Origin of the sequence: Brevundimonas sediminis (assembly GCF_048799765.1) — a bacterium.
In the GTDB taxonomy this organism is placed as follows: Bacteria; Pseudomonadota; Alphaproteobacteria; order Caulobacterales; family Caulobacteraceae; genus Brevundimonas.
Genome location: NZ_JBLYQK010000059.1, coordinates 1 through 6460 on the forward strand (window position 1 = coordinate 1; position 6460 = coordinate 6460).

The window sequence follows — 6460 nt, forward strand, 5'->3', positions numbered from 1 at the left end:
CTCAGCCGAAATGCCTGCCGTTGCTAGACATTGCCAGCCAGTGCCCGTCACTCCCGTACTAACTGTCACGAACCCCTGCAATAACTGTCACGCCCCCCTGCAATAACTGTCACGAACCCCTGCAATAACTGTCACGCCCCCAAACCTGCAAACCCAGCAGGGGCGGGGGCTGGCGGGGTGTTGGAAAAATCCATCCATGATTATCTAAGAATAATCCACTAGGCGCGGTTATCAGCGCCCTTGTGGGGCGCTGCTGCCCTTGCCCAATATGCCCGGCCAGAGGCCGGATAGCTGGTCTATTCGCTGCGCTAGGCTACACACCGCCCCACCGCTGCGCGGCAGGGGGAAAGGCGGGCAAAGCCCGCTAAACCCCACACCAAACCCCGCAGAAATACGCTGGAGCGCTTTTAGCCGCTTTAGCGGCCTTTCCCCCTACCCGAAGGGTGGGGGCGCGTGTGCAGCCCCGCAGGGCCTGTCTCGGTCGATCATTCAGCCCGGCTCATCCTTCTGGCGTGGCGGCAGACCGAACAAGGCGCGGTCGTGGTCGCGTTCAAGGTACGCATCCATTGCCGCCATGAGCCGATCCTCCGGCCACTCGCTGCTGTTCACCTTGGCCAAAATCATGGCCCCCACCAGCACCTTGCGCCTTGTTTCGTTCTTGCGCTCTTGCTGCTGTTCCCTTGCCCGCACCCGCTGAATTTCGGCATTGATTCGCGCTCGTTGTTCTTCGAGCTTGGCCAGCCGATCCGCCGCCTTGTTGCTCCCCTTAACCATCTTGACACCCCATTGTTAATGTGCTGTCTCGTAGGCTATCATGGAGGCACAGCGGCGGCAATCCCGACCCTACTTTGTAGGGGGAGGGCGCACTTACCGGTTTCTCTTCGAGAAACTGGCCTAACGGCCACCCTTCGGGCGGTGCGCTCTCCGAGGGCCATTGCATGGAGCCGAAAAGCAAAAGCAACAGCGAGGCAGCATGGCGATTTATCACCTTACGGCGAAAACCGGCAGCAGGTCGGGCGGCCAATCGGCCAGGGCCAAGGCCGACTACATCCAGCGCGAAGGCAAGTATGCCCGCGACATGGATGAAGTCTTGCACGCCGAATCCGGGCACATGCCGGAGTTCGTCGAGCGGCCCGCCGACTACTGGGATGCTGCCGACCTGTATGAACGCGCCAATGGGCGGCTGTTCAAGGAGGTCGAATTTGCCCTGCCGGTCGAGCTGACCCTCGACCAGCAGAAGGCGCTGGCGTCCGAGTTCGCCCAGCACCTGACTGGTGCCGAGCGCCTGCCGTATACGCTGGCCATCCATGCCGGTGGCGGCGAGAACCCGCACTGCCACCTGATGATCTCCGAGCGGATCAATGACGGCATCGAGCGGCCCGCCGCTCAGTGGTTCAAGCGGTACAACGGCAAGACCCCGGAGAAGGGCGGGGCACAGAAGACCGAAGCGCTCAAGCCCAAGGCATGGCTTGAGCAGACCCGCGAGGCATGGGCCGACCATGCCAACCGGGCATTAGAGCGGGCTGGCCACGACGCCCGCATTGACCACAGAACACTTGAGGCGCAGGGCATCGAGCGCCTGCCCGGTGTTCACCTGGGGCCGAACGTGGTGGAGATGGAAGGCCGGGGCATCCGCACCGACCGGGCAGACGTGGCCCTGAACATCGACACCGCCAACGCCCAGATCATCGACTTACAGGAATACCGGGAGGCAATAGACCATGAACGCAATCGACAGAGTGAAGAAATCCAGAGGCATCAACGAGTTAGCGGAGCAGATCGAACCGCTGGCCCAGAGCATGGCGACACTGGCCGACGAAGCCCGGCAGGTCATGAGCCAGACCCAGCAGGCCAGCGAGGCGCAGGCGGCGGAGTGGCTGAAAGCCCAGCGCCAGACAGGGGCGGCATGGGTGGAGCTGGCCAAAGAGTTGCGGGAGGTAGCCGCCGAGGTGAGCAGCGCCGCGCAGAGCGCCCGGAGCGCGTCGCGGGGGTGGCACTGGAAGCTATGGCTAACCGTGATGCTGGCTTCCATGATGCCTACGGTGGTGCTGCTGATCGCATCGTTGCTCTTGCTCGACCTGACGCCACTGACAACCGAGGACGGCTCGATCTGGCTGCGCTTGGTGGCCCGATGAAGAACGACAGGACTTTGCAGGCCATAGGCCGACAGCTCAAGGCCATGGGCTGTGAGCGCTTCGATATCGGCGTCAGGGACGCCACCACCGGCCAGATGATGAACCGGGAATGGTCAGCCGCCGAAGTGCTCCAGAACACGCCATGGCTCAAGCGGATGAATGCCCAGGGCAATGACGTGTATATCAGGCCCGCCGAGCAGGAGCGGCATGGTCTGGTGCTGGTGGACGACCTCAGCGAGTTTGACCTGGATGACATGAAAGCCGAGGGCCGGGAGCCTGCCCTGGTAGTGGAAACCAGCCCGAAGAACTATCAGGCATGGGTCAAGGTGGCCGACGCCGCAGGCGGTGAACTTCGGGGGCAGATTGCCCGGACGCTGGCCAGCGAGTACGACGCCGACCCGGCCAGCGCCGACAGCCGCCACTATGGCCGCTTGGCGGGCTTCACCAACCGCAAGGACAAGCACACCACCCGCGCCGGTTATCAGCCGTGGGTGCTGCTGCGTGAATCCAAGGGCAAGACCGCCACCGCTGGCCCGGCGCTGGTGCAGCAGGCTGGCCAGCAGATCGAGCAGGCCCAGCGGCAGCAGGAGAAGGCCCGCAGGCTGGCCAGCCTCGAACTGCCCGAGCGGCAGCTTAGCCGCCACCGGCGCACGGCGCTGGACGAGTACCGCAGCGAGATGGCCGGGCTGGTCAAGCGCTTCGGTGATGACCTCAGCAAGTGCGACTTTATCGCCGCGCAGAAGCTGGCCAGCCGGGGCCGCAGTGCCGAGGAAATCGGCAAGGCCATGGCCGAGGCCAGCCCAGCGCTGGCAGAGCGCAAGCCCGGCCACGAAGCGGATTACATCGAGCGCACCGTCAGCAAGGTCATGGGTCTGCCCAGCGTCCAGCTTGCGCGGGCCGAGCTGGCACGGGCACCGGCACCCCGCCAGCGAGGCATGGACAGGGGCGGGCCAGATTTCAGCATGTAGTGCTTGCGTTGGTACTCACGCCTGTTATACTATGAGTACTCACGCACAGAAGGGGGTTTTATGGAATACGAAAAAAGCGCTTCAGGGTCGGTCTACCTGATCAAAAGTGACAAGGGCTATTGGTTGCCCGGTGGCTTTGGTTATACGTCAAACAAGGCCGAGGCTGGCCGCTTTTCAGTCGCTGATATGGCCAGCCTTAACCTTGACGGCTGCACCTTGTCCTTGTTCCGCGAAGACAAGCCTTTCGGCCCCGGCAAGTTTCTCGGTGACTGATATGAAAGACCAAAAGGACAAGCAGACCGGCGACCTGCTGGCCAGCCCTGACGCTGTACGCCAAGCGCGATATGCCGAGCGCATGAAGGCCAAAGGGATGCGTCAGCGCAAGTTCTGGCTGACCGACGACGAATACGAGGCGCTGCGCGAGTGCCTGGAAGAACTCAGAGCGGCGCAGGGCGGGGGTAGTGACCCCGCCAGCGCCTAACCACCAACTGCCTGCAAAGGAGGCAATCAATGGCTACCCATAAGCCTATCAATATTCTGGAGGCGTTCGCAGCAGCGCCGCCACCGCTGGACTACGTTTTGCCCAACATGGTGGCCGGTACGGTCGGGGCGCTGGTGTCGCCCGGTGGTGCCGGTAAATCCATGCTGGCCCTGCAACTGGCCGCACAGATTGCAGGCGGGCCGGATCTGCTGGAGGTGGGCGAACTGCCCACCGGCCCGGTGATCTACCTGCCCGCCGAAGACCCGCCCACCGCCATTCATCACCGCCTGCACGCCCTTGGGGCGCACCTCAGCGCCGAGGAACGGCAAGCCGTGGCTGACGGCCTGCTGATCCAGCCGCTGATCGGCAGCCTGCCCAACATCATGGCCCCGGAGTGGTTCGACGGCCTCAAGCGCGCCGCCGAGGGCCGCCGCCTGATGGTGCTGGACACGCTGCGCCGGTTCCACATCGAGGAAGAAAACGCCAGCGGCCCCATGGCCCAGGTCATCGGTCGCATGGAGGCCATCGCCGCCGATACCGGGTGCTCTATCGTGTTCCTGCACCATGCCAGCAAGGGCGCGGCCATGATGGGCGCAGGCGACCAGCAGCAGGCCAGCCGGGGCAGCTCGGTACTGGTCGATAACATCCGCTGGCAGTCCTACCTGTCGAGCATGACCAGCGCCGAGGCCGAGGAATGGGGTGTGGACGACGACCAGCGCCGGTTCTTCGTCCGCTTCGGTGTGAGCAAGGCCAACTATGGCGCACCGTTCGCTGATCGGTGGTTCAGGCGGCATGACGGCGGGGTGCTCAAGCCCGCCGTGCTGGAGAGGCAGCGCAAGAGCAAGGGGGTGCCCCGTGGTGAAGCCTAAGAACAAGCACAGCCTCAGCCACGTCCGGCACGACCCGGCGCACTGTCTGGCCCCCGGCCTGTTCCGTGCCCTCAAGCGGGGCGAGCGCAAGCGCAGCAAGCTGGACGTGACGTATGACTACGGCGACGGCAAGCGGATCGAGTTCAGCGGCCCGGAGCCGCTGGGCGCTGATGATCTGCGCATCCTGCAAGGGCTGGTGGCCATGGCTGGGCCTAATGGCCTAGTGCTTGGCCCGGAACCCAAGACCGAAGGCGGACGGCAGCTCCGGCTGTTCCTGGAACCCAAGTGGGAGGCCGTCACCGCTGATGCCATGGTGGTCAAAGGTAGCTATCGGGCGCTGGCAAAGGAAATCGGGGCAGAGGTCGATAGTGGTGGGGCGCTCAAGCACATACAGGACTGCATCGAGCGCCTTTGGAAGGTATCCATCATCGCCCAGAATGGCCGCAAGCGGCAGGGGTTTCGGCTGCTGTCGGAGTACGCCAGCGACGAGGCGGACGGGCGCCTGTACGTGGCCCTGAACCCCTTGATCGCGCAGGCCGTCATGGGTGGCGGCCAGCATGTGCGCATCAGCATGGACGAGGTGCGGGCGCTGGACAGCGAAACCGCCCGCCTGCTGCACCAGCGGCTGTGTGGCTGGATCGACCCCGGCAAAACCGGCAAGGCTTCCATAGATACCTTGTGCGGCTATGTCTGGCCGTCAGAGGCCAGTGGTTCGACCATGCGCAAGCGCCGCCAGCGGGTGCGCGAGGCGTTGCCGGAGCTGGTCGCGCTGGGCTGGACGGTAACCGAGTTCGCGGCGGGCAAGTACGACATCACCCGGCCCAAGGCGGCAGGCTGACCCCCCCCACTCTATTGTAAACAAGACATTTTTATCTTTATAAAACAATTGGTTGGGGATGTTTGAGCGCAATTAACAGGCAGCCAAAACTGGCAAAATGAGCATGCCTATGAATAAAATGTTGTACGTAAAACTCGAAGGCAATTTTAGTATGAAAGAAAAGGTAGTTGTTGATAAAGCGATTTCACTCCATACCGAATCATTCGGCGACCCGGCCCATGAACCCATTATCCTGATCATGGGGGCAATGGCGTCTGCGGTGTGGTGGCCTGATGAGTTTTGCTCCCAACTAGCCAAAATGGGTCGCTATGTGATCCGGTACGACCACCGTGATACCGGGAAATCAACAAGCTATGAGCCAGGTCAAGCTCCATATTCCGTTGAAGAATTAGCAGATGATGTGGTTCGCGTCATTGATGGTTATGGTCTGGAAGCTGCTCATTTAGTCGGCATGTCTTTGGGGGGATTTCTTTCCCAGCTTGTAGCTCTCAAGTATCCGAAACGTGTGAAGAGCTTGACGCTGATTGCTTCAGAACGGCTTGCAGATGCAGATCCTGATATGCCCGCTTTTGATCCTGCCATCATTGAGTATCACCAACGGGCGGAATCGCTGGATTGGTCTGATAGAGATGCTGTCGTCGCGTATCAGGTCGGAGCGTGGCGAATCATCTCAGGTACTGCGCATGCTTTTGACGCTGAGAAGATACAAAATATCGCTGAGTTAGATTTTGATCGCACTCCGAATATCCTGACAACATTCAACCACACTACTTCAGGTGGTGGCGAGAGATCGCTCGAGAGATGGCTCGGGAGATTAAATGAGATAGCTGTACCAACTTTGATCATTCACGGCACGGAGGATCCTGTACTTCCTTATGTGCATGGGTTGGCACTGAAAGATGCGATTCGTGGTTCAAAAATGCTGACACTCGAAGGCACGGGACATGAGTTGCATCATGAAGACTGGCCGAGGATTATCCAGGCGATTAAGGGGCAAACGTCATAGCTATCGGTTGCACCGTACAACAAGTTGCTGCACCGTAAAAATTACTCGCTGCGCTCGCAATTTTCCGGTGAGCAAGGCGTTAAACATCATGAGGGAAGCGGTGATCGCTGAGGCATGTTCCGCGTCCTTGCAATACTGTGTTTACATACAGTCTATCGCTTAG

At 61.2% G+C, this 6460-nt stretch carries 7 protein-coding genes; 6 read left to right on the top strand and 1 reads right to left on the bottom strand.

Annotated features, from left to right (window positions below):
* Positions 1-489: 489 nt before the first annotated feature.
* Positions 490-774: a mobilization protein C gene (locus ACLQ7T_RS16000; protein ID WP_000238497.1), complete on the bottom strand. Its 285-nt coding sequence runs from the start codon at positions 772-774 to the stop codon at positions 490-492.
* Between the two features lie 199 nt (positions 775-973).
* Between ACLQ7T_RS16000 and ACLQ7T_RS16235 the strand changes: the two genes are divergently transcribed.
* From ACLQ7T_RS16235 to estX, 6 genes are all read left to right on the top strand, one after another.
* Positions 974-3103: a MobA/MobL family protein gene (locus tag ACLQ7T_RS16235; protein WP_001395566.1), complete on the top strand. Its 2130-nt coding sequence runs from the start codon at positions 974-976 to the stop codon at positions 3101-3103.
* Positions 3104-3163: 60 nt separating this feature from the next.
* A complete protein-coding gene (locus ACLQ7T_RS16020) occupies positions 3164-3376 on the top strand; it encodes a hypothetical protein (RefSeq protein WP_000455501.1) in 213 nt (70 codons plus the stop codon).
* A 1-nt stretch (position 3377) separates the two neighbouring features.
* The gene (gene urfF, locus ACLQ7T_RS16025; protein WP_007857788.1) at positions 3378-3584 is read left to right on the top strand and encodes a plasmid repression protein F; all 207 of its coding nucleotides are present in this window, start codon (positions 3378-3380) and stop codon (positions 3582-3584) included.
* Between the two features lie 29 nt (positions 3585-3613).
* Positions 3614-4453 (top strand): helicase RepA family protein, encoded by an 840-nt coding sequence (locus ACLQ7T_RS16030; protein ID WP_000190708.1) that lies wholly within the window; start codon positions 3614-3616, stop codon positions 4451-4453.
* Positions 4440-5291: a replication protein C, IncQ-type gene (repC, locus tag ACLQ7T_RS16035; RefSeq protein WP_000240536.1), complete on the top strand. Its 852-nt coding sequence runs from the start codon at positions 4440-4442 to the stop codon at positions 5289-5291. Before ACLQ7T_RS16030 ends, repC begins: the two co-directional genes overlap by 14 nt.
* 97 nt (positions 5292-5388) lie before the next feature.
* Positions 5389-6297, top strand: coding sequence for a macrolide esterase EstX (estX, locus tag ACLQ7T_RS16040; RefSeq protein ID WP_420480279.1), 909 nt, complete (start codon positions 5389-5391; stop codon positions 6295-6297).
* The last annotated feature ends 163 nt before the right edge of the window (positions 6298-6460 follow it).

Bases quoted from the DNA above. Each gene is read 5' to 3' on its own strand.
- estX (WP_420480279.1), top strand. From the start codon at position 5,389: ATGAGCATGCCTATGAATAAAATGTTGTACGTAAAACTCGAAGGCAAT.
- ACLQ7T_RS16000 (WP_000238497.1), bottom strand. From the start codon at position 774: ATGGTTAAGGGGAGCAACAAGGCGGCGGATCGGCTGGCCAAGCTCGAA.
- ACLQ7T_RS16235 (WP_001395566.1), top strand. From the start codon at position 974: ATGGCGATTTATCACCTTACGGCGAAAACCGGCAGCAGGTCGGGCGGC.
- ACLQ7T_RS16020 (WP_000455501.1), top strand. From the start codon at position 3,164: ATGGAATACGAAAAAAGCGCTTCAGGGTCGGTCTACCTGATCAAAAGT.
- ACLQ7T_RS16030 (WP_000190708.1), top strand. From the start codon at position 3,614: ATGGCTACCCATAAGCCTATCAATATTCTGGAGGCGTTCGCAGCAGCG.
- urfF (WP_007857788.1), top strand. From the start codon at position 3,378: ATGAAAGACCAAAAGGACAAGCAGACCGGCGACCTGCTGGCCAGCCCT.